General features: G+C 68.5%; 20 protein-coding genes and 2 pseudogenes. 6 read left to right on the forward strand and 16 right to left on the reverse strand.

Annotation, left to right across the window (positions count from 1 at the left end; genetic code table 11):
* From ACIQ8J_RS31260 to ACIQ8J_RS31280, 5 genes and pseudogenes are all read right to left on the reverse strand, one after another.
* Nucleotides 1–731 (reverse strand): annotated as a pseudogene (locus ACIQ8J_RS31260) (hypothetical protein); the annotation flags it as partial.
* Nucleotides 724–1116, reverse strand: a complete 393-nt coding sequence (locus ACIQ8J_RS31265; protein ID WP_403277343.1) for a DUF6507 family protein — start codon at nt 1114–1116, stop codon at nt 724–726. The pseudogene ACIQ8J_RS31260 and the gene ACIQ8J_RS31265, both read right to left, overlap by 8 nt.
* 82 nt (nt 1117–1198) lie before the next feature.
* Nucleotides 1199–1510, reverse strand: coding sequence for a pore-forming ESAT-6 family protein (locus ACIQ8J_RS31270; RefSeq protein WP_403277345.1), 312 nt, complete (start codon nt 1508–1510; stop codon nt 1199–1201).
* 20 nt (nt 1511–1530) lie between these two features.
* On the reverse strand, nt 1531–1866 hold the full coding sequence (locus ACIQ8J_RS31275) for a hypothetical protein (protein ID WP_403277347.1): 336 nt from the start codon (nt 1864–1866) through the stop codon (nt 1531–1533).
* Between the two features lie 361 nt (nt 1867–2227).
* Nucleotides 2228–2440 carry a DUF4287 domain-containing protein gene (locus ACIQ8J_RS31280; RefSeq protein WP_403277349.1) on the reverse strand — a complete coding sequence of 71 codons (213 nt, stop codon included), beginning with the start codon at nt 2438–2440 and terminating at the stop codon, nt 2228–2230.
* A 165-nt stretch (nt 2441–2605) separates the two neighbouring features.
* Here ACIQ8J_RS31280 and ACIQ8J_RS31285 point away from each other — a divergent pair, with 165 nt between their 5' ends.
* Both ACIQ8J_RS31285 and ACIQ8J_RS31290 read left to right on the forward strand, forming a co-directional pair.
* Nucleotides 2606–3886, forward strand: a complete 1281-nt coding sequence (locus ACIQ8J_RS31285; protein WP_403277351.1) for a hypothetical protein — start codon at nt 2606–2608, stop codon at nt 3884–3886.
* Between the two features lie 726 nt (nt 3887–4612).
* Nucleotides 4613–4861: a hypothetical protein gene (locus tag ACIQ8J_RS31290; protein WP_403277353.1), complete on the forward strand. Its 249-nt coding sequence runs from the start codon at nt 4613–4615 to the stop codon at nt 4859–4861.
* Nucleotides 4862–4928: 67 nt separating this feature from the next.
* Here the strand turns inward: ACIQ8J_RS31290 and ACIQ8J_RS31295 are convergent, their stop codons facing one another.
* From ACIQ8J_RS31295 to ACIQ8J_RS31335, 9 genes are all read right to left on the reverse strand, one after another.
* A complete protein-coding gene (locus tag ACIQ8J_RS31295; protein ID WP_403277355.1) occupies nt 4929–5687 on the reverse strand; it encodes a helix-turn-helix domain-containing protein in 759 nt (252 codons plus the stop codon).
* A gap of 261 nt (nt 5688–5948) precedes the next feature.
* A complete protein-coding gene (locus ACIQ8J_RS31300) occupies nt 5949–6788 on the reverse strand; it encodes an extensin (protein ID WP_403277357.1) in 840 nt (279 codons plus the stop codon).
* The gene (locus ACIQ8J_RS31305) at nt 6785–7720 is read right to left on the reverse strand and encodes an NlpC/P60 family protein (protein ID WP_403277359.1); all 936 of its coding nucleotides are present in this window, start codon (nt 7718–7720) and stop codon (nt 6785–6787) included. Before ACIQ8J_RS31305 ends, ACIQ8J_RS31300 begins: the two co-directional genes overlap by 4 nt.
* 2 nt (nt 7721–7722) lie before the next feature.
* Nucleotides 7723–8691: a replication-relaxation family protein gene (locus ACIQ8J_RS31310; protein WP_403277361.1), complete on the reverse strand. Its 969-nt coding sequence runs from the start codon at nt 8689–8691 to the stop codon at nt 7723–7725.
* A gap of 21 nt (nt 8692–8712) precedes the next feature.
* A complete protein-coding gene (locus ACIQ8J_RS31315) occupies nt 8713–9375 on the reverse strand; it encodes a TraM recognition domain-containing protein (protein WP_403277363.1) in 663 nt (220 codons plus the stop codon).
* Nucleotides 9375–11429: a helicase HerA domain-containing protein gene (locus ACIQ8J_RS31320; protein ID WP_403277366.1), complete on the reverse strand. Its 2055-nt coding sequence runs from the start codon at nt 11427–11429 to the stop codon at nt 9375–9377. The genes ACIQ8J_RS31315 and ACIQ8J_RS31320 overlap by 1 nt, the downstream gene beginning before the upstream one ends.
* A gap of 386 nt (nt 11430–11815) precedes the next feature.
* Entirely contained in the window at nt 11816–12118 is a 303-nt protein-coding gene (locus ACIQ8J_RS31325; RefSeq protein ID WP_403277408.1) for a pilin, read from the reverse strand.
* Between the two features lie 373 nt (nt 12119–12491).
* Nucleotides 12492–13250, reverse strand: coding sequence for a hypothetical protein (locus ACIQ8J_RS31330; RefSeq protein WP_403277368.1), 759 nt, complete (start codon nt 13248–13250; stop codon nt 12492–12494).
* Between the two features lie 453 nt (nt 13251–13703).
* The gene (locus ACIQ8J_RS31335; RefSeq protein WP_403277370.1) at nt 13704–13925 is read right to left on the reverse strand and encodes an IS3 family transposase; all 222 of its coding nucleotides are present in this window, start codon (nt 13923–13925) and stop codon (nt 13704–13706) included.
* Nucleotides 13926–14548: 623 nt separating this feature from the next.
* On the opposite strand from ACIQ8J_RS31335, the gene ACIQ8J_RS31340 reads away from it, so the two are divergent.
* Nucleotides 14549–15955 (forward strand): protein kinase, encoded by a 1407-nt coding sequence (locus tag ACIQ8J_RS31340; protein ID WP_403277372.1) that lies wholly within the window; start codon nt 14549–14551, stop codon nt 15953–15955.
* Between the two features lie 155 nt (nt 15956–16110).
* Nucleotides 16111–16691 (forward strand): annotated as a pseudogene (locus ACIQ8J_RS31345) (ISAzo13 family transposase); the annotation flags it as partial.
* 74 nt (nt 16692–16765) lie between these two features.
* On the opposite strand, the gene ACIQ8J_RS31350 reads toward ACIQ8J_RS31345, so the two are convergent.
* Nucleotides 16766–17611 (reverse strand): class I SAM-dependent methyltransferase, encoded by an 846-nt coding sequence (locus ACIQ8J_RS31350; RefSeq protein ID WP_403277374.1) that lies wholly within the window; start codon nt 17609–17611, stop codon nt 16766–16768.
* A 700-nt stretch (nt 17612–18311) separates the two neighbouring features.
* On the opposite strand from ACIQ8J_RS31350, the gene ACIQ8J_RS31355 reads away from it, so the two are divergent.
* Nucleotides 18312–19550: a TnsA-like heteromeric transposase endonuclease subunit gene (locus ACIQ8J_RS31355; protein ID WP_403277376.1), complete on the forward strand. Its 1239-nt coding sequence runs from the start codon at nt 18312–18314 to the stop codon at nt 19548–19550.
* A 367-nt stretch (nt 19551–19917) separates the two neighbouring features.
* Nucleotides 19918–20499: a hypothetical protein gene (locus ACIQ8J_RS31360; RefSeq protein WP_403277378.1), complete on the forward strand. Its 582-nt coding sequence runs from the start codon at nt 19918–19920 to the stop codon at nt 20497–20499.
* Between the two features lie 248 nt (nt 20500–20747).
* Here the strand turns inward: ACIQ8J_RS31360 and ACIQ8J_RS31365 are convergent, their stop codons facing one another.
* Nucleotides 20748–21728 carry a C40 family peptidase gene (locus ACIQ8J_RS31365; protein WP_403277380.1) on the reverse strand — a complete coding sequence of 327 codons (981 nt, stop codon included), beginning with the start codon at nt 21726–21728 and terminating at the stop codon, nt 20748–20750.
* Nucleotides 21729–21736: the final 8 nt, after the last annotated feature.

Here is a 21736-nt window from a genome sequence, read left to right on the forward strand (position 1 = left end):
CCCTTGCAGCCGAGCAGGATGTCTATGCCGGTGACCGTGCCCCAGATGCCGTCGACGATGAAGCCGTCCCACACGAGGCTCTTGCCCTGGTGGTACAGCCAGCTGAGGCCGGTGTATTCGGGCTCCGCGTAGCTGCCCCAGGGGGCGTTGTCCAGGTGGCTGAGGTCGTCGGCGCTGGCTCCGTAGGCACTGGTGCCGTTGGGCAGCAGCTGTCCGCCGCTGAGTTTGCCCAGGACCAGGGTGGTGCCGCCCACCAGTGCGGTGATCTTGTTGTGGCAGGTGATCTCGGCTTCGTAGAACGCCTGCAAGGTGGCCTGGACCTCGTTCTTCAGGCCGTCGTTGCGGTCCCGCTTGGTCTCGTCGCGCCGCCAGTGGTCGTCGCCCTCGATGCTCGCGGTGAACGCAGACGCCTGGTGTTGCAGGTCTTCGAGCTTCTTCGCCAGCGGCCGCACTTGCTGGCTGTAGGCGCTCAAAGCACCGGACACCTTCTCCAGGTTGTCCGCGAAGGTGGCGGTCTTCGCGGCCACCGGCGCGGTCGTGGCGAACAACTGGTCCGCCTCCGGCGCCTTGTAGAACGCCGCCACACCCTGGAAGTTGGAGTGAATGCCCGCCCCCGCATCGCGAAACGCCCCGGCCTCCGTGCTCAGGAGCAGCGTGTCGATGTCCAGGCTGTCCAGGTCGCCGGTGAACTGGGGGATACCCGAGGGCACGATCGCTTCGGGCTCACTCACTGATGGTCTGCTTCCCCGAGAACCCCGGCGGAACAGGGGTCGGCTCCTGCGCCGCCGTGTGCTGGGCCTGCGCGGCCATCTTCAGATCGCCCTTGACGTACTCATTGGTCGCCTCCACCGCCCCGGTCAAGGACCTGCCCGTGCGCTCCACGACGTAGCGAAGGTCCTTCTGCCAGTGCTGCATGAACTCACCCAGCGCCGCCGCCACCGGACCCGTCGCCAGCGCCGGCCCGGTATACCCGGACGCGACCGTGCCCGCAGCAGTCGCCGTCCGCGGCAACGTGTCACTCAGATTCGTCCCCGCCGTCGACAACTCCCCAGCCGACACCGCCGTCTTCTGCAACGCACCCTGCACACCCGACGGACTCACATCCCACCCCGTCACCGCAAACTCCCCGCTCCCCGTTGCCCCAGCCCCCGCGCCCCGAAAGGCCCGTCCTGTCTCTACGTACGTCGCTTCTGTCGTGTCAGCCGATGGCGTCGACGGCGGCCTTCGCCTTGGACAGCGTCGACTGCGCGGTCCCGTCGTTCAGCTCCAGCGTGCCGCGCACGAGCCGGATGATGTCGCGGACCTCGCCCGCGGCCTTGTTCCACCGCAGTTCCTTGCCGTGGTACTCATCCGAGACACCGTCGGCGGTGAACTCGGCCATCGCGGCCTTCACCGCGCGGTCGCGGTCGGTGAGGACGCGCTCCAGGTGGCCGACGATCCCGGCGAGGCCGCCCTGGACCTCGGTGGAGGCACCGGTGTCGTAACTGCGCCGGTCCTGATTCTGACCCATGATGCTGTGTCCCCCTGGGGTTAGTGGCGTGCGCCGAAGCGGGCCGCGTCGAAGTTCGCCGACGACATGTTCTGGTGCGCGTTCGACTCCTGCTCGTGGTCACCGGACCCGAACGCGGAGTCCATCCCCGACTGGCCGCCCAGAATGTCCTGCAACGACCCGTTCAGATCATTGGTGATCTCGTCCGCGTGCGTCTTGAACGTGTCGAACGCGGCCTTCCCCGCCCCGTTGAACTTCCCCTCCAGCGGATCCGCCGCAGCGATCAACTGCCGGATCAGCACCCCGAGATCACCACTCGACCCCTCGGTGCTCTTCCCCAGATCGGACAGAGTCGTAGACCCCATGTCGAACTTCACGCACACACCCCCGCATCGTCATCTCCAGCGGGCCGGGCTTCCGCGAGCTGCCCCCTGCGCCCCATACGCCCCACAGGTCAAGGTCAATTTCTATCGAACGGGCGTTGCAGACGCAACGCGATTCCGAGCCAAGGCCGCGAAGTCAAGCTGCGATCCCGTGCCGGGCTCGCGAACTGGCCCCGTCGCTGGTGGTCATCGTGACCTCCACTTCGATGATGCCGATCTTCAATGCCCCATGCCGTCGTGGTGCTGCCTCGCCATGCGCCCCGACAAACCGGCCATCACCCGTCAGATCGCACTCCACCTCGTCGGCATCCTGATCTGGGTCCGCAGTTGACCGTAGATCCGGACGCCAGAACGTCTACTTGCCGCTGGCCTCCGTGAGGGTGTGGGCGACGAGGGCATTGGCGTGGCCGTGCCCCAGGCCGTGTTCGGTCTTGAGCCAGCCGACCAGCTCCATGTGCTTGGTCAGCAGTGAAGTACGGATGAGGTCCTTCCACTCGGCTATCGACCGGCCGTACTTCTTCTCGATCGACGGAAAGTAACTGGCAGGGCCCTTCACAGGTTCAGTCATGGCTGCAGTCTGGCACCCACCACTGACAACGCAGCCTGCCCAAGCATGCTCCTGTAGAACGGGGCTGCTGGCCGGACAATGGAGTCCCGCGTAGTCCCGTGGAGTCCAGGAAGGGCGGGGGTGGCGACGTGGCGAAGACCCCGGCGCTTACGGACCTGATCCGTCGTGCTGCCGAAGCGCGCGGCTGGGGCCCGAGCGATCTCACCCGAGCGGTCGGTGTCGCCGAGAGTCCTGTCGGAAGCCTCCGCAGGATGGCTCAACGAGACGGCCAACACGCTCACCACCGCGATGCAGGGCGCGGCGGACGATGCAAGGCAGCAGGGCATACAGGTGTGGTTCTCCGACCCGACGGCCGACGTCGCCGGCCAAGGAGTATGCGGTAATCCGGAGCAGATCCACGGACTCGTGAAGACCCTCACCAACTCCGACAACCCGATCAAGGACTGGTGGATCCTCAAGAAGTTCGCCTACGGGCTCTCCGCCCAATCGTTCCACCCGAAGATCGGGGCGCGCGCCTCTACGCCAACTCTCTTGAACGGACGATGGCGGGCATGGGCCTGTAACCAGAGACACCCGCAGCCGGGGGCGCCCCACCAGGAGCGCCTCCGGCCCCGCATGAGTACCTGCACGGATAGACGCCGCCAACTGCGCCACCAGAATGGATACATGACTGTGAAGTGGGCACTGCCCGCGTTATCCGCCGTGAGTGACGCCCTCGCACGAGCCCTCGGGCTCCTCCTCATCCTCGTACTCTCGGCATGCTCCTCTCAGGACCGCGCCACAAGCGCGGAAGAGGTACGCAAACTCGCGGGCAGCCCGCAGTCCCAACAGGCCCGGAAGGCAGCTGAGGAGCGGCTTTGGGCCGTCGTGAACGTGTACGCCCAGCACACCCCTCTTACCCTTGGCCTCGTCACAGTGAGCGACATATGTGCTGGAGGGAAAGCACGGGAATTGTTCTTCCAGACCGGCGACGACCAATACAAGGTCCGGTGCGATATGCGGATCACCGCCTACTACGGGGGCGACCCGCGCCATATCGGTGACGTCCTGGACGGCATCCTCACCGCCGGCGACCACGCTTCCTCCGACAGCGGCCTCAGCAGCGCCCTTCCGTTTCACCACAGGAACGGGAGCAGCCCCCTCGTTGCCTACTACCGAGGCAACGGACCGAACCCCAACGGCCCGAACTCGCCGGAACCAACTGTGCTGTTCGTCCCCGGGCAGACCCTGTCATGGGACAGCGTACGCAGCAGTCAGAAGACACTCATTGGGGAACCGGATGCGTGTCTTCTAAACAACTCACCCGTCACCCGCTGTCTGCGCGAACCGGCGTCGAAGACGGTGGCGGACCTCCGAAAACAGCATGGAATGGTGTTCAAGCCAGAAATCCCGGCAGTTACCTACTATCGGGTCTATAAAGACGGAAAGACCTCAGTCTCGCAGTAGCGGTAGCACCTGGCCGGCAACAACCGCAAGAAGCCTCCCCCGGATCAGCCAGCCCCTGCCTGGCCTACGCCGCCCGGCTCCTCACCGCCCAGGCCCGTCGACCCCAGCGGACAGCAGCTCCAGAGACATCGCTGCCGGAAGCATCCAGAAGGACCCACTTCAGGACTACGGCCACCGCTCCCAGGCCCCGGCCATGTCGGGGCCGCAGGTATGCATCCGGATTGAGGGACGCAACGGATGGAACGGCGTCACGGCGATCTGGGTCAATCCGCCGGGATCGGTGAGGACTCGGGCGGTCAGCCTCATGCTGAACGGTCATCAGCTTGGCCGGGCGGAGAGCGCCCGGCGCGTGGGGAAGACGATCAGCTACCACTGGACGGGGCTTCGAGACGGGCATTGGCACGAACGTCTGCGTGCGATTCGCCCAGATCAACCGGGTGGCCTGCGACACGACCAAGTACATCGGCAACCGGGCCTCCCTATAGGGATACTGAAAGGTCCGGAGCCGAGGCCGGTGCTGCCGGGCTCCCGCACCCCCACTGCTACGGCAGTCGTCGGGATGACTCGCCCCCGGCCCCCGGTCACAGCGCGGGAGGACCGCCTCGCCGCGCACGGTCACCCGAAGCGGTGGAACCCGGCCGGAAGCAGATCGTGGCTGAGCTGTAAGGGAAAGACTGGCGGCATCCGCAGCCTCACCTCGTCGAAATCCTGTGGAAGGAACGTCAGTTGTCCCGACGCTCCATCTCGCTGCTCACCATGGGCATGGTCGCTGTCCCGCTGGCCGGTCTGTCCGCTTCGGCGGTTGCTGCCGCGTCGCAGCATGCCGCTCCCACGCATGCGGCCAGCGCGGACTTCTGCCGGATCACTGGCTCCTCGGCAACGGTCCGTGCCGAGCCCCGCACTGGTGTCACGGGCTATGTGCTCTCGTCGCTGGTGGCCTGGCGCAAAGAGGATTTGACCGCGACCGGCCGGTGATCGCGTTGCATGACCGACGGTAGTCGGGCTGGCCCCTTCAGGGGCCAGCCCGACTGCGTGGTGGTTGCTACTTGGAGTCTGCCGCCGGGGTGGTCAGCCGGTAGGTGCGTGGTGTGTCGCTCGCCTGCTCGGCGATCTGCTGCTTGACGAGGGTGGTCAGGCAGTTGGCGATGGCGCCCGAGCTTTTCTCGATGGCCCGGCTGATGCGGGTTGCCGTGAAGGCTTCGTCCGGGTGAGCTGTCAGGTGGTCGATGACCATCTGCCGCAGGCCGCCCGGCGCGAGCCGCACCTTCTGTCCCGGGGCGGGGGCGGGCTGCTGTACCGGGGCTTCTGCCGGTGAGTTGCTCTCTGGAGCCTCTTCCGGTGCATCGCTCGCGGGCGCCGGTGCGTCAGGGGTGTCGGAGGCGGACGCGTCGGCCTCTGCCTCCGATTCCGGGGCTGTGTCCGTGGCGTCCCGTGTCGAGGCCTGGGTGGCCTCGGGCTTGTCACTCGTGGGCTCCCCATCCACCGGGGTCTCGGTGTCAGTGTCGGGGGTGGGGTTGGTGGTGGGGGTGGTCTGGACGCAGTGCCAGCGGTCGGGGGTGCGGCGGGGGCCGTCGTGTCCGCCGGGTTCGCGGAGGGCCAGGCCGTGCTCTTCGAGGGTGTTCAGTGCTTTGCTGGCGGTGGAGCGGCCGAGGCCTGCGGCGAGGGCGAGTTCGGCGGCGGTGGCCGGTTCGGTGAGACCGGCGAGCTCGGTGTAGACGGCGGCGGGTGCTCCGGTGAGACAGGCCAGCGGCTGAGGTTCGGGGACGGCGTGCAGTGTCCGGGTGTTGGTGGTGTCGGACATGGTGGGGCCTCGTTCCGCGATGGTGGTGGTTTGGTGAAGTCCCCGGCCGGGGTGCAGCCGCTGGGCGGTTGCGGGGGTGGCGGGCCGCGTGCGCAGCGCGGAGCTGTCCCGCCGGTCCGTCCGTCGGGCTTCGGGATCTGTGAACCCATGGGCTTCCGGGCGGACCACCATGGACGCTCTGGTTGCCGATGAAGTCAAGCCGCTCACGACGCTGTTCGGACCGGTTGCCAAGAGCGCCGATCGGATGCTGATCGGGGCTGGTCATGAGGGCGGTGGCGCGCCGTGGGGGCGGCGCTGGAGGAGCTGGGCGTGGATCTGCTTGGCCCGGTCGGGGCCGAGGCGCAGCTCGGTGCGCAGCCGCCACACGCTGGCCGGCCCTCCGGTCGCGGCGCGTACGGTGTCGTCGATCGCCTGGGCGTGTGCCCACAGCGCGGCGTCTGTCGCACCCGCCGTATCGCCGGGGCCCGTGGGCGCCGGCGGTGCCATGACGGGCGGCCCGTCGGCGACGTAGGGCCGTGCACCAACCATGACTTCGTGGTGATGGGTGGGCAGCGGCTTCAACCTGGCTGGCGGTGTTGCCGATTCGCTGGTTCGGTTGGATCTGTCGGGTTGCTCTTCGGGCGGTCTGGGTGCGGTTGTGGGATCGGCGGTGCCGATTGGGTTCAGGAGGGGGGTGATGGTTCGCCGGTAGGCGGCGATGGTCTCGGTGAGCAGGATCAGCAGAACGGTCGGGACGCCGTGCAGGACGATGCCGGCTGGATCTGGGTGGATCGGGGCGCGGATCTGGGCGTTGGGCCAGATCGAGTCCCAGATGTTCATCAGGGTGGCGGTGATGGCGGTGAACCAGCGCAGTGCCGCCGACCAGCGCGGTGGGGCGATGCCCCAGGCGGCGAGGCGGGCATCCGCGTAGAGGATCGCGGCGAGTGCGAGGGCGACCATGGGGTCGAGGAGGATGGCGATGGTGGGGTCGACGCCGCGGCTGGTGGCGAACAGGGTGACGTTCACGGCGGTGAAAGCGAGCGCGAGCATGCCGACTGAGGCCAGCGCCCGGGTCAGCGCGCTCAGCAGGGAGCGTGCCTCCGCCGGGGTCGGGTCGGTCACCCGGCACCTCCCCGGTTCGCGGGCCGGGTGGCGCCTTGGAAGTCGGCCCGGTGGCTGATGTCGATGGGGCGTTCGTGCACGACTGCTCCGGGGTGGGGTGCGTCGATCATGAGGCCGGGGCCGCTGTAGATGCCGACGTGGGTGACGTTGCCGGGGCTGGTGCCGAAGAACAGCAAGTCACCTGGTGCGAGCGGGGCGTTGGCGGGGATGTGGGGCCCGGCATCGTGTTGGGCCTGGGCGACGCGGGGGATGGGGATGTTGGCCGCGTGGTAGGCGGCCTGGGTCAGTCCGGAGCAGTCGAAGCCGCCCTCGGCCGGTCCGTTGCCGCCCCACACATATGGTGTGCCGAGCTGGCGGCGAGCGAAGGCAACTGCGGTTGATGCAGCCTGAGTTGGGGCCGGAGCGGCAATGGCGTACTGGCTGGCGATGCGCAGTACTTCGGCGGCGTACTGCTCGGAGTGGTTGTAGGCGAGTACGGCGCGGTGCAGGTCTGTGCCGTTGTGGGCGCCGTTTGTGCACAGCATGCGGGCGGCGGCGTAGACGGCGTCGATGGGGTCCCAGGGGGTGGGTGGGTTCTGCCCGCCGGGTGGGACCGGGTGCGCGTAGGCCGTGAAGGTGGAGGGCAGTAATTGCATCGGGCCGACGGCGCCTGCTGTGGAGACCATGGTGGGGTGGCGTGCGTGGTCGGTCTCGACTTTTCCGATGGCGGCCAGGATGGTCCATGGCAGGCCCGGGCATTCGGGGGCGGCCCGCTGGTACAGGGCCAGCATGGCCGGGGGGATGTCGGTGAGCGCGTGGCTGCTGGGTGAGGCTGCGGCGCCGCCGCTGGGCATCAGTGAGCTGAGCAGAGCGGCGACGATGAGGGTGGCGAGCAGCGGCAGGGCGAGGACAGTACAGCCCACTCCTCCCGCGGTTTTGGTGAGCGTGCTCACGCTCAGGCCGCTGGGGGCTGGGGTGGGACGGGATGCCAGGGCAAGGTGGTGTGGCGGCCCGGCTGCGGCATGTCCGTTTCCGGTGTGAACGCGGGGGTGAGGCCACTCCAGTGGGCGGCGAGCTGGGCCGGGGTGAGCCGTGTGCTCGGGGTGGGGCCGAGGGGGAGCCAGGCGGCGCCGGTCGGTTCGGCGAGCTGGGAGTTGCCGGTGGCGACGGGCAGGTCGAGGCGGTCGGCGCTGTCGGTGAGGCGGCGTCGCAGGGCAGTCTCACGGGCTGCGGTTGAGGTGTGGATGAGCAGTGGGGTGCGGGTGGCGGTGGTGGTGGCCAGTGCCGCGTAGCCGGGGAGTTTGGCTTCGAGTCGGGCGAGGTTGTAGGAGCCGGTGTCGTACTCCAGGAAGAACGGCAGGAGTTGGCCGTTGCCGCTGGTGTGGTGGGCGTAGGCGTCGGGGTGGATCCAGTCGCCCCACAATCGGGTCGCTGAGCGTTCGGACAGCCACACCGGCAGTCGTCCGGTGGAGGCGAAGTGGACGAGGAGGGTGTTGACGCCGAGGGTGTGCTCCAGGGTGGGGGAGAAGGCGGTGCGGGCGGCGTTGTCCTTGCGCCAGCCGGTGGCGGCGAGGTCGGTGCCGGCGCGGGCGGCGAGGAGTTCGGCTCCGGCTTTGCCGAGGGTGTAGTGCTCGGGGGCGGAGCCGGTCTGGCGCAGGGGGCGGAAGGAGTCGAGGACTCCGAGGAAGTACAGCTCGCGCAGGCGGCGGTTGGCGGTGCGGTGCCCGGTGAAGGCGAGATGGGTGATGTGGTGGGAGGTGAGGACCTTGTGTTCGTGGAGCATCTCGATGAGCCAGAGGTCGCGTTCGGTGAGGCGGGTGGCGAGGTGGGCCAGGTCGGTGCGGGCCCGGCCGGGTTGGACGGGTCGGCGTCGGCGTACGGCTGCGCGGGGGACGTATCCGGGGTTCGGGCTGGACGTGGGCACGACCTTCGCCTCCAGTAGGGCCTATAGGGGTAGGTGGGCGGAGCGGCTGGTGGTGCCGCCGACGCGGCGGGCTGCTGCGGCCCGTAGTTCGGCTGAGCGACCTGGCACGGGTGGGGTGAGGGGGCGGGTGGTGAGGGTGAAGGCCGCCGATTCGGTGCCGCCTGTGAGGAGGTGGGCGGCGGCCTGGTAGGGGCCGAGGTGGGAGAGGTCGTGGGCGGCGAGGGTGGGCAGGGTGTGGCGTTCCAGGGCGTTCGCGTCTTCGGGGGAGGTGTTGAAGAAGACCTTGTTGCGGGCGTTGGCGGAGATCCCTTCGCGTAGGTCGCGGGGGAGCTGGGCGAGGTGCTGGTGGGCGAGGACCATGGACAGCCGGTAGCCGCGGGCCTCGGCGAGCATGTCCTCCAACGGGTAGGGCAGGGTCAGGAAGTTGTGCGCCTCGTCGATGTAGAGGGAGGCGTCGATGCGGTCTTTCTCGGGGGTGCGGGCGCGGGCGGCGGCGGCCTGCCAGGTTTTGGCGACGATGAACGAGCCGAGGAGCCGGCAGGTTTCCTCGCCGAGGGCGCCTTTGGGGAGGCGGGCCAGGAGGATGCCGCCGTCGAGGATGTCGGGCAGGTGGAAGGTGGATTCGCCGGAGGCGATGGCCTGGCGGGCGAAGGAGCGCAGCAGGAATGCGCGGAGTTTGTTCATCACCGGGCCGACGACGGCGGCGCGGGACGGTTCGGACAGTGACTCGTACCACTGCCAGAACCCTTGAGGACGGGGTCTTTGATGGTGGGGATCATGCGCAGGCGGTAGGCGGGTTCGCCGAGCAGGCGGGGAATGTCGGCGAGGGTGACGAGGCGGTGGGTGGCCTGTGCGTGGCGCAGGAGGGTGAGGCAGGCGGCGCGCATGATGTCGTCGGTCCTGGGTCCCCAGAAGGCCTGGAAGATGCGGCGGAAGATGCCGGTGATGTTGTCGACGACGACGTCGATGTCCGCGCCGTCCAGGACGTTCAGGCAGGGCGGTGTGTGGACGTCGTCGGGGTCGATCACGACGAGACGCTCCGCGCAGGTGGCGGGGAGGCGGTGCAGGAGGTCGGCGACGAGGTCGCCCTTGGGGTCGATGACGATGGCCCCGCGGCCGGCGTCGACGTCGTCGAGGACCAAGTTCCCGATCAGCGTGGACTTGCCGGACCCGGTCGCTCCCATCAGGTGCAGGTGGTGGCGGGCATCGGGCACGGTGAGTCCGATGCCGCGGCGGATGCCGGTGTTTGCGGATCCGAGCGGTTTGGTGCCCGGGCCGGGCTGGGGGACGGCGGGCGGTGGGGCAACGGAGCGGGCACCCGCGCGGGCAAGACCTGGGGCGTCCGCGTCGGTGGGCAGGTGGGCCAGGGCAGCCAGTTCGGGCACCGAGAGCAGGTCGCCGCGGCCCGCGAAATACCGCTGGGCAAGCAGGGGGTGAGGGGTGCGCAGGCGGTGGCGGGCCAGCCAGTTGCGCGCAGCGTAGAGCGCGAAGGAAGAAGCGACGGCGTGGGCTCTACCGCGCAGCCTGGCCTGGGCGCCCTCCGTCTTCGGCGGGGAGGCGACGGCGTAGCGGATGCGGATGTCCCATTGGGGGCCGGTGAGTTTGCCGACGCTCTGACGTACTTCCGCGCCGTGCGCCGGATCCACAGGGGTGGCGGAGGTGCGCTGTGGGGCATGGGCGAAGATGCGGAAGACCGCCGATGGACGCGGAGCGGTGCGACCGGCCTTCAGGCGGCGGGCGGATCTGCGCGCCGTGCGCAGCCGGGCGCCGGTCGTGGGCCGGGCCAGGACCTGAACCAGGATGTGCTCGCCGTCCGTTAGACCGGTGGCTGCCTGGAGCAGGGCGCGCAGCGGATCACTCTTGTGATCGGTCCGCAGCGGCAGGACTTCCGGGCGAGCCAGCCGCAGACTGCCCGCCGTGCACAGGTGGGTGGCGGGGAAGGGGGTGGCGCGGAAGACGACGCGCAGGCACCAGCCGGGGATTTTGAACAGGAGCCAGAACAGGGCGAGTCCGGCGAGCATCGTGCCGAGCTGGCTGGGCTTGGGGAAGCCGAGCAGGGTCGCGCCCGGGGCGAAGAACAGTTTCAGCGCGACGATGAACGTCATCGACTGAGCGACCTGGATCGTCAGACAGCCGGCCAGGGCCCGCCACCACAACCGGGCCACCGGATCGGTCACCGGGTGCGCGTGGCAGGACAGTGCGAGCGGACCCGAGACGGCGATCACAGCGATCACCGCAACGCGCACGATGTAGCCGACCAGGACGGCCAGGGCCAGCACGATCGTCAGGATCACGATGAACAGCCCGTACAGCTTCAGCCCGGAAACACCGAACAAGGCGAACGGGATGACCCGTTCCACCAGGCCCTTCCCGGCATCCGAGGCATCGGTGCCCATCACCGCGTACGAGAGCGCGTTGGCCAGCGAGATGGCCTTGCCCATCACGGTCAGCGAGGTGGCGGCGGCGATGATGCCGATCAGCAGGCGCGGTGCGATCTGCTTCACCGCATAGCGGCTCTGCACGGTCTCGTATCCCATGACCGTGACGCCGCCCGCGGTCACGAACAGCACGTACATCCCGACGGCGATGGACAGGGAGCCGGCCCACAGGCGTTTGATGTCGGCCTGCTCGGTGACGTCGGGGGTCGACAGCAGGGTGTCGCCCAGCAGTTCCCGCAGCGGCTGCGTGATCTGGTCGACGAGCATCCCGAGGAACCCGGTGATCGCATTCACGACCATGGCGGAGACGTCGAGAAGCGTCCCGAAGCCCCAGGTGGTGCCTTTGTCACAGGGGAAGCCGGCCACCTCGCAGGCAGGAGGCATTAGACCCGGTGCCGGCTCGGGCGAGGAAGGGTGTTCCGGTTGGGGACTGGGGCGGTTCGGTGTGAGGGTTGGTCTGGGGGTGGGCTCGGGCTTTGGTTGCGGCCCGGGGGCTGGGAATGGCGCGGCGGGGCCGGGAGCAGGGTGGGGCTGGGGTTCGGGTTCGGCCGACTGCGGGGCAGTAGGGGGCCGGGCTGCCGTGGGCGGTGTGTGGGCCGAAGAGGACGGGGCGGGCAGCAGGACCAGGATGAGGATGGCCAAGGCGAACAGTGGGGGCAGGACGCCCAGGAGGCGCCGGGCGCGGGTCACTGCCCGCTCCCGCTGCCTGCGCCGACGATGCCCTGCAGCACCGTGACCAGGACCGGAGCGAGGATCGCCAGGCCGTAACCGATGGCGGCGGCCTTCAACGCCCGCTTCGCGGACTCGACTTCCCCCGGGTCGCCGCCGGCCATCAGATAACGCAGCCCGCCGAAGGTCAGGAACAGGGTCGCGAGACCGGCCAGCAGGCCGACGATCCAGTTCCGCAGATTGTTGATCACAGTCGGCACATCCGCGACCGCCCACGAGACCGGGGGATCGAACAGCAGCGTGGAGACCGCGACGACCATCACCAAGAACACCCGGACGCCGATGGGGTGCCGGGCCAGTCGGCGGTTCCCTGCCCGTAGCGGGCGCAGAGGTACGGGCACGGACACACCTCCTGGACAAGGCGCAGACGGCAGGCGAATGAGGAGAGGCAGCAGGATGTTGGGCGCCCTGTCCCCGGGGGTTCGGGCTGGCCCGCAACAGCGCTTCACCTCCTTACACAGGGAAGGCGAGCCGCTGAATGCGGGAGGGGGGTGGGTTCGAGTGTCAGCACGAGACGCCGTGCCCGAACCCCCAGGGACTTCAGGGGCGCGAGAGCAGTTACGGCACTGGAGGTGGCGCGAGCGCTCTCACTGTCCTAAGGAGAAAAACGGGGCCCGACCGTGCCACCAGACCTCAGAACTCCTGCATGGCCAGAGCAGCGGCCAGGCGCTGCTCGGCCGCTGCCCGGCGGCGGAACGCGGCGCGCACGCTCATCCCCACCGTCGCTGCGGCCTTGGCCATCACCTGGCGCTCCAGCCGGGTCTGCGCGATGAGTTCGGCCTCCTCATCGGCCAGGATCCCGGCCCGCACCGCCCGCTCCAGCACCGCGAACACCTCCGCCATACCGCGGACGGGAAGCGGCTGCGGCACCGCGTTCTCATCCACCGGCATGGCCTCGGTACGCCGGGTGCGCTGCGCGGCGTACAGCAGACGGTGCGCGGCCCGGTCACCGGCCCGCACCAGCCGCAGCCCAGCCTGCGGCTCATCCACGGTCAGGGCCGTGAGTTCGGCGGCAACCGCCGCCAGCACCTCCTGCTCCAGCTCGCACGCCTCGACCTCCGCCAGCCGCGGCAGCCGGGACAGCGTGCGCCGCAGCGCGGGAATGGTGAGGCCGACGGCGACGGTGCCCCACGGCTCCCCGTACAGCGCCCGACGGCGCAGGACTTCGCCCCACACCCGGGCGCGGTCCTGCTCGGTGCAGCTGGGGTGCACCATCCGGGCACGGACGAGAGAGACGGACAGTGAGTCCGTGACGTCCGTGCCGGCGGACAGCGTCACCGGCACGGTGAGTGGACTGGCCCCTGCGGCCAGCGACAGGAAAGCGGACTCAACCTGATCCAGGGGCGAGATGGACCAGAGCGAGCGGTGGGGACGAAGGGACGTGGGGCGCATGGCGGCTCCTTGCCTCGATGCGGCGGAACTGGGTCACCGCCCATCGCGCCAGCCACTCCTGCCACCGCCGTGCCGCCGCAGCACCCCGGCCCAGCCAGGCAACAGTCGTCGCCCTGCCCTGAGTCAGCCTTGCCGTGGCAGATCTGGCGCTGACCAGCACTTTGTTTCTCTGCTCGGCGTCAGAGAAATCACTGAAGAATTCTTTGAGAAGGTTCTGGCCCTGCCGTTGTCCTGCGCAGGCACGCCCGCGAGGCGCTGCGTTCACAAAACCTCCGCCCCACCTCACACGGTGGTGCTACCCCGTGGCAGATCGCGTGCTGACCAGCGCCCTTCCCGGCGCCCAACACCTGTTACAGGCGTGGGCGATACGAACAGGTCGCCGATCCCTCACCTTGCCCATGTCGTGGTAGCCCCATCACCGTTGAGGTTCCCCCGTTGCTCGGGAGGTGCTGATCAGCTGGTCAGAGCGGATTGACGGGTGTTCAGGTTCGCTTGTTCGGCCGTCGCCTGCTCGGTGTACTGCTTCTCCTCGAACTCGATCGGGCTGAGGAAGCCGAGCCGTTCCTGGATGCGCCGGGAGTCGTAGAAACCGTCGATGTACTCGAAGAGTGCGAGGTTCGCCTCGGCACGTGTGGCGAAGACACGCCCTCGCACGCACTCGGTCTTGATGAGCATCCAGAGATTCTCCGCGAGAAGACTGACAGTCGTAACTGTCCCCGACGGAGCCCATGGATGCCCCAACTCCAGCTCTTAGCAGGCGGGTTGTGAGCTTGATGGGCGTGTATTGCCCGCACTCAACCGGTCGTCGCAACATCGGTTCGTTGATCCAAGTGTAGGTGCTCACCGAGGACTTCTCCCGGCGTCCTCCAGCCGAGCGTCTTGCGTGGCCTGCTGTTGAGCGAGGCTGCGACTGCCCCAAGCTCCCTCTCGCTCCAGCGGGAGAGGTCAGTGCCCTCGGAAGTACAGTAGGTTCGTAAGACAGATGTCCCTTTCTCATTGCCGGTGGCCCGTGTCCGGCCTATGGGACACCCATGTGAGACAGACGCTGGCATTTTGTCGCGTTGAAGCAGTCAGGTTCTCACTGGCTCTCGTTCGTGCCGGCGGATTGACTCGTGGCAAAGACTGTCGCACGTCTACGAGACGGCAGGCCCGTGTGCGGATCGGACGGAAGAACTGGAACGTCGCCTTGCTGTTCGGAATCGCCGCCGCTATGAGGAACAGCTGACACGGTCCCCCAGCAGGCGCCCTGGTCCGCAAGCCCTGCCCTGCAACTACCAGGCAGCACTAAGGTGTTCGACGTGACAGAAGTGAACGGGGAATTGATCGGCGGCCGGTACCGACCGATCGAGCTGATAGGCCAGGGCGGCATGGGCCGCGTCTGGCAGGGTCGGGACGAGACGCTCGGGCGGGATGTCGCCGTCAAGGAGGTAATGCTCCCGCAGGGCATCACCGCCGAGCAGCGAGACGTCCTGCTCCAGCGTGTGACACGGGAGGCGCGCGCCGCAGCACGGCTCAACCATCCCGGGATCATCACGGTGCATGACGTGGTCGAGCACCGGGGCGCGCCCGTGATCGTCATGGAGTACGTGACCGGCATCTCCCTGGCTGCGTCGATCGCGCAGAGCGGAGGGCTGCCGGTCCGTACAGTCGCCGAGATCGGCGCGAAGATGCTGCAGGCGTTGAACCGCGCCCACGCATCCGGCATCGTCCATCGCGACCTCAAACCGGACAACGTCCTGCTGATGGACGACCGGGTCATCATCACCGATTTCGGCATCGCGCACATGGCGGACTCGACCCTGGCGCTCACCCACACAGGCACGATCATCGGCACACCGGCCTACATGGCGCCCGAGCAGTTGGCGGGCAAGACGCCCTCGGCCGCCACCGATCTGTGGGCGTTGGGGGCCACGCTCTACAGCGCCGTCGAGGGTCAACCCCCCTTCAGTGCCGAGACCTTCACCGCGCTGGTACTCGCCGTGGTCACCGAGGACCCGCGCCCTGCGCTGCGTGTAGGGGGCCTGGGGCCGGTTCTTGCGGCCCTGCTGACGAAGGATCCGGCGCAACGTGCCACGGCCGCGCAAGCGCAGGCCGCGCTGGAGCAGGTGGCACGGACCGGAGCGGCCGTTCCCGTTCCGATTCCCACTCAGGTCGAGTCCGCGCCGTCGCCGGCCTTCGCCCCCACGCCCGACGCCTTCACGGTCACCGCGCCTGCCCGTCCCAGCGCTCCGCCTCGCAGCAGTTTCCCGCCGCCGGCGGGGTCCCCCTACCCGCAGAGCACCGCTCCTGTCGGGCCCGGCACCCGAACGCTTCCGGGCCCTGCCGTGGCGCGAATCTGGCGATTCGTCGGCTGCCTCGCACTCCTGTGGATCACGGGCCTCGCGCTGCCGTGGAACGACCTGGCCAACACAGTGCGGTTCGGGTATCTCTCGCTGGACATCGTCTTCACGCTCGTGATCGCCCTCGTCCACGCCTTGCCGCGACCGGGCTGGCGCCCCGGGGCCTGCTGGGCGGCGGTCGTGGTCCTCGACACGGTCCTGCTCTTCCTCACCAAGCAGTTCGTCGCCCAGTTGCTCGGAATGCGACCGGAACACGTCACGATCGGGTTCAGCCTCGCGCCAGTGCCCCTCATCTTCAACGTCCTGATCCTCGCCACCGGCGCCTGGCTCCTGTGGTGGAAGGTCCCCGGCAGCCGCCCCGCCTGAGATCGCCCGCCCCGGTAACGCAGGGCGGCTTCCTCGCGAGATTGCCCTCCCTGCCAAGATCAACGCTCATGCACGGCGGGGGGTCCCCACCCCCAGGGAGCTGTCGATCAATAACTCGTTTATTTCTTGGGGTAGTTGACCCGTAGGGTTTGGGTGTGACGGAGGGGAACGAGGCCGGGCCGGCGGAGGCGTTCGGGCTGTTGCTGCCGCATCTGGATGAGCGGCAGCGGCGGCTGGTGCTGGGGGCCGCTGCCCGTGTGTGCGGGCACGGCGGGAGTCGCCGGGTGGCTGGTGCCGCGGGGGTGGCGGAGTCGACGGTGCCGCGCGGGCTGCGTGAGCTGGAGCGCGGTGTGGAGCCCGATGGCCGGGTTCGGGCGGCGGGTGCGGGTCGCAAGCGGCTGCGGGACGTTGACCCGGATCTGGTTCCGGCGTTGCTGGCGTGGTGGAGCCGGACCAGCGGGGAGATCCTGAGTCGCCGCTGCGGTGGACGGTGAAGTCCACCCGTGTGCTGGCTGCGGAGCTGTTCCGCCAGGGGCACCGGGCCGGCCACGACACGGTGGCCGCGCTGCTGAAGGCCGAGGGGTTCTCCCTGCAGGGCACTTCGCGCACCACCGAGGGGGCCCGCCACTCAGACCGGGACGCCCAGTTCCGCTACATCAACGACCAGGTCACGGCGTATCTCGCGGACGGGCAGCCGGTCATCAGCGTGGACACGAAGAAGAAGGAGACCCTGGGAGCTGTACTCCTCTGCCGTACCTTCACCGCCTGGCCCTCGAAGAGGGTGAAGTTGCCGGACGTGGCTGCGTTCGCTCAGGTGACCCGCGCGGCCACCAGGGTCTCGAAGGTATAGGGCCGCAGCCCATCGGTACGGCCGGCGAAGTACCGCTGCTGGAGGTCTGCACGTGCGGGATGGTCCACGACCTTCAGCCCGCACCGGCTGATCAGCCTCTCGATCTCGATTACCGGCCAGCCGGGCTGAAGAGGCTCGCCGGCAGAAGCCGCGATCGGCGTGTAGATCCGGGCGAATTCCGTCCCCACGTCGTCCAGCACACAGTCCTCGGCCCGGTAGGAGAACACCACCTCAGACCCGGGAGCAGCCGCCGCGATCGTGCGCAACGTCGACTCGATCGCCTGCGCCGTCAGATAGGGAGCGACACCCGTCCAGCAGAACATCGCCGGCTGCGCCCAGTCGAACCCGGCCGCGCCCAGAACACCCTGAACCGGTTCGGCCTCGAAATCAACCGGCACGAACACCCGCGAGTCGCTGAGCGGCAGGCCGAGCACCCTGACCCGCTCGAGCTTCCAGGCCTGGGACGCAGGATGATCAACCTCGAACACCGTCAGCGAGCCGAGCAGATCCGGCTGCCGCCACGCGAACGAGTCAAGCCCCGCGCCAAGAATCACGTACTGCGTGAAGGCGCCAGCAGCCAGCCGGTCCTCGGCGTACCGGCTGCGGGTGCAGACAGCCGCGCGGGACTCGCGACGGACCGGGCCGGGGAACAGCGGATCGAACCGGTCTCGCAGCTCCCGCCATACCGGGCCGACAAGCACCAGGGCCAGCGCATCATCCAGTACCCACGGTGACGCCGTCTCCAGGCGAAACAATCCACGCGACACGGCCGCAAACATCGCCGTCCTGCTCGGCGCGCTCTCCATGCATTCCTCCTCGCCGGCCAGAACCCACGCGCGCCCACTCTGCGCACTTCACAGGATGCGCCTGAAGCGCCCTGACGGCCACAGCCAGATCGCCTGCCGCCACGATCTGCTCGCCATCGGGATCCTCCAAAACGGCCGGGCACACCACCATCACAGCGCCCTTGCAGGCACCACACCCGGGACGCCACCAGGACCCTCGAGACCCTCCGACTCGACCCAGCATGAATAGAACGGACATAACGCGACTACGCCGAGGCCTTGCCCCAACCCCTGCCTTCGTGCTCGTGCAGAGAGTCGCTCAACACGGTAGAGACGGCGGCCTGAGGTGAGATTTCCCCGCCCAGCCCAGAACCGGGCAACGAGACGCTCCAAGGGACAAGAGCACGAGACAGATCGGCGTGGCCCTTGGATGAGACAGCCAAGAGAACCGCAGGTCGTCGTAACAGAATGGGACATTTCGAATGTGAACCCACACTATTTGTAGGTTCGCATTTCGCGTGACCCTTTCTCATTGACGATGGCTCTCGTCCGGCCCAAGGGACAACGCGGTGAGACGAACTCCCGTCTGATCGTTCACTCGTCGTAGTGCATTTCCCGGTCCCGTTCTATGCAGCGGTCTCCTCCCACCCGATCGTGGAGATGTCGCAGCTGGTCGAGATCGGGAGCCCTGCGCCCCGCTCTGGCTGCTCGGGGGTGGGGCATGTCGCGTGTGATTGGCGAAGTCTCGATGAGTCTGCGTCGTACGGACGGGAAGATCGACGAGGACCTGGTCTGGTCGGCGTCGGGCACGGATGTTTTCGAGCTCTCGATCCCGTGGCGTACGTTCCGCTGGCGCAACCGGCAGAAGCACTACTCCGGCACGTACTGGTCTTCCACGATGCGGGACTACGTCGTCTACGAGTCGCGGCTTGAGCTGACACGCCTGCTTTACGCCGACTTCGACCAGGACGTGACGGCCATCTACGCCCAGCCGTTCCTCCTGACCACCACAGTGGACGGACGAAAGCGTCGTCATGTCCCGGACTACCTTGTGCTGCGCGAGACGGACGTTCCACTGGTCGTGGACGTCAAACCGCGGCACCTGCTCACCCGGCCGAAGGTGAACTTCGCGCTCGCCTGGGCTCGTGAGGTCGTCCTGTCGCGCGGCTGGGACTTCGAAGTGTGGTCCGAGCCGCCGGAAGGCGAGTTGGCCAACCTGCGCTTCCTAGCGGGCTATCGCCGCGACTGGCTCTTCGACAAAGACCTGCTCACCGAGATTCGGGGGACGGATCTGCACGGGGCGACCCTGGGCGAGGTATTTCACGCCTTCCCTCGACATCCCGCCTGGAAGGTACGGGCCGCCGTGCTGCGGCTGTTGTGGACCCAGCACTTCGTGACCGGCCTGACGGAGGTCTTGTCCCAGCGGCATGTCCTGGGCCAGGGGCCGGCCGCGGTAGTCGGCTCCGGCCGACGCGACCTCCCCCACCCCATTGACGAGTCCGAGCTCGACGACGGTGACGACGAACCGGTCTATCGAATGCGGGGATCTCGTTCGGGAGGACATGTGAACGGAGCCGCGGTACGTGTCGGGGTGGGCACGAGGCTGAAGTACGACGGCGAAGTCGTCGTGGTGGAAGAGATGTTCGGCTCGGCCGCGGGCAACGAGCTCCTGGTCTGCGATGGGCCCGGCCGCAGGTTCCGGCTGTCTTTGCGGGTGGCGCTCTCCTCGGGCCGGGCCACGGTCATTGCGACCGGACCGGGGCCGGAGTCCGACGATGGCCGTGAGACGGCCTCGGTGCTGTTCGCTCTGCTCAGCGAGGAGGGGCTTGCCGAGGTCAGGGAGAGGGCCGCCCATGTCAACGAGGTTCTGACCGGCTTTCGTTCGGGCAGCGAGGAGGTACCGGCACCCGGCGAGCCACGGCCGCAGTACGCGGTCACGGTGCCCAAGCTGCAGCGGTAGGCGCCCGCAGGTGAACGCGGTCAATGCGAACGCGTTCAGGAGGGCGACGGCTATGACCGAGTCCATGGCCGGACCATGACCCGCGACCGTCTGCGCGCGTCACGGGCGGGTGGTGAGGGCGTGGCGGGTCGAGTGCCGCATCAGGTCGGTCATCGGGAGCTCGTCGAACAGTGCGGGGTTGTTGGGCCGGGCGCCGGGTGTCCGTGGTGGCGCGATGATCGAGGATCGCCAGCTCGGTGATTGGCGTGCGCGTGCGCCGAGAACCAGACATTCCGCGCCAAGCGTCTCCCGGGGGCGCGTTCTGCCCGCGAGTATTTCCCCGCAGCCCGGCTCGATCGGCCGGGCTCCGCAAAAGGAAGGAACTGTCATGCACACGGCAAGATCTCTTTCCATCCTCGGGGCGGTGTTCGCAGCGGTGGCCCTGTGCCTGGCGATGATCTCGCCGGCGTCCGCCGCGACGTCCCACACCTCGCGCCCCCTGTCACCCGCGACGGCCCAAGGGGTCGGTGTCGGCACCTGGGTGGACAGTGCCCAGACGCTGTACCAGTGCCCGTCGGGTGTGTGTAACCAGGGCCAGGCGTACCCCGGCAACGATCTCGCCGACGTATGCACCTGGAACGGCTGGGAGTTGGTCTACAACCGTGCCAACACCCACAGCGGCTTCATCCCGCGCAGCAGCCTCGGCAACGGCGCCCCCCACTCCGACCAGGACTGCAACAGCGTGGGCCGCGGCGGTGGCGTCACCGCCAACGAATCGATCTACCAGTGCCCCGACGGCGTCTGCAACCAGGGCCAGGCGTACCCGGGCAACGACGTCGCCTCGATCTGCTACATCAACAACGGCACCGGCACATGGGTCTGGGTGCTCAACCACGCCAACGGTCACGAAGGCTTCATCAACCTCGCGAACCACACCCTCTACTGGGACGGATCGATCGCTCCCTGCTGAGGCGACAACCGTGCCCCGGCCCCGCTGGGGGTGCTGACTGTCACAGACACGACCCAACGGCGGGAGTGGTGGCGCGCGAGGGCGCCGCTCCGGTGCGCTGGATCCCATCCTCCTGACCAGCGGCCCACCTGGACGTTCGGCCCGCGCGATGGGGGAGTTTCGCGGATGAGATGTCTCCGAAGCCGGTGATGCGCCTGTGCCCGCTGCTCCCTGACGGCCGCTGCGTGGTGGAATCGGCCCCTTGGCGGTCAGAGCCTCTTGGCGCTGCGGAAGGCGCGGGCGTACAGACCGGTGCCGTCGAGCAGGGACGCGCCACCGTCGTCGCCCAGGGTCGGGCCGTTGGCGGTCTTGCGGCTGGAGACGAATCGGTGGCGGCCGGTGGAGTCGAGGCCGAGGTAGATGCCGACGTGGTCGATCTGTGGTCCCGCGTCGGGGCTGGCGTTGAAGAAGAGGAGGTCTCCCGGTTGCAGTGCGCCGAAGTCGTTGGCCTGGCGGTGGGTGTTGGCGATGACCGTGGCGCCCGGGCCGTCCTCGGCCATCATGACGGCGCGACGTGGCAGTGCCCGTCCGGTCGGCGGCTTGAATTCGAGTGGGTAGCCGGAGCGGTAGCCGTAGACCATGCGGACGAAGCCGGAACAGTCGACGGAGCCGTAGAAGTCGCTGCGCGCCTTGCGGTGGCGTCCGCCCGGGTAGTCCCAGTCCACGCCGAGGTAGTCGTTGAAGTCGGCGGTTGCCCGGCGTTCGTCGTCTTCGCCCATGGGGCCGTAGGCCGCGGGACCGGCGTACCGGGTGCCGTGGGAGTCGCGCTGCTGGGTTGCGCTGGGAAGGTACTGGGCGGCGATGTCCAGGATGTCGGGGTCGTGGCTCGCCCGCGCGGCGGCGAACCATCGCTTGAACCACTCCTCGTCCGCGGCCCCGGCATGCCAGGGCCGCGGGGCGAGCCGGACCACGGCGCGGGTGGTGACCGAGGCCGTGGTCGTGGCGGGTTCGGTGAAGGTGCGTTCCGCACCGGTGAACAGGACGGTGCGGGCGCCGTCGGTGAGGACGGCGACGGCGGTGCCGTCGCCGTCCCGGATGACCGTGCGGGCGGGCCCGTCGAGTCGCTGATAGCCCGGTCCGTCCTCGCGCAGCAGAACGAACGCGATCACCGTGGCCAGAACGAGAAACAGGAGGGCGGCGAGTCGAAGGCCCCGTTTGTGGGCGGTCGGTGACGTGACGTCAAAAGGCATGGGATGGG

Origin of the sequence: Streptomyces sp. NPDC094147 (assembly GCF_044764265.1) — a bacterium.
GTDB lineage: Bacteria > Actinomycetota > Actinomycetes > Streptomycetales > Streptomycetaceae > Streptomyces.